Annotated in this window: 1 pseudogene; it reads left to right on the plus strand. The window is 61.4% G+C overall.

From position 1 onward, the window contains the following. Positions 1 to 168, plus strand: a pseudogene (locus tag A5706_RS35110) (PE domain-containing protein); the annotation flags it as partial. Positions 169 to 942 lie beyond the last annotated feature (774 nt).

The following is a 942-nucleotide window of genomic DNA, read 5'->3' on the forward strand; positions in this document are numbered from 1 at the left end:
TCCGGTTACGCCCAGGACTATCACGCGCTGGCCGGGAAGGCGGCGGCGTTTCAGGAGCAATTTGTGCAGCACCTGACCACCAGTGCCGGCGCGTATGCCGGCGCGGAGGCCGCCAACGTCACGTCGCTGATCAAGCCCTTGACGGCAATTACGGCCCCGGTTGCCGCAGCCACGGCCGCCCAGTCGACATTAAATGATTTGATAACAAATGTAGTGACGAATACTGTCTTTGTTCTAGGTGCCGCCGCCGTGGCCGGCTTCGTCATTGGTTTTCTTTCTTGGCTCATGGCAGATCTCGTCGTACTGTACTTCGCGTCCGCTGCGGCAAACATCATCCAATCGTTCCCGTTCTACGGCTTACTATTGAACGTTTTGACCGACGCGATAAACCCATTACTCACGGCGTTTCCCGTTGTAGGCCAGCTCGTTTCAGCCGGCACTCAATTAGTCCAGTCGTTCACCACTGCGTTCTTCTGGCCGGCGAATCTGACAGTACAAATTCTCCGCGCACTATCCGCCTTGGTGAACCCGCTGGGCCAAACAACGGCCTCCTAACATCCAATCTTTGGCCCTTCTCAGCAGCCGGGTGTCTCACCGACTCCTGTTCATCGGGACGCAGGAAATCCGAATCGAGGTCTACGGGAGCCCTCGGGGCCGCCCAGAGGCGCGCCTCGCGCCCCTGCTGACCCGCCGACACAGACGCCGCCGCACCTGACCGTGACTCTGCGGCCTCGGCCCACGCCTTTGTGGCGCGGGTCGCCGCGTTAAGGGGATTCAACCTCTAGCCGTGCATCCGGCCGTTACGCCGCACGCTGGGGCGGCCCCGACGCCCCTGCCTGACGTCGCCAGCGCCGGGCGACGCGTGCATGATTTTAGGCCCGACCACAGAGGGCGAAAGTCCCTATTTGGATTTGCCGGCTCGCGGTGAAGATCCTGTCCTAC

It is taken from the genome of Mycobacterium sp. E796 (genome assembly GCF_001672815.1).
Lineage (GTDB): Bacteria > Actinomycetota > Actinomycetes > Mycobacteriales > Mycobacteriaceae > Mycobacterium.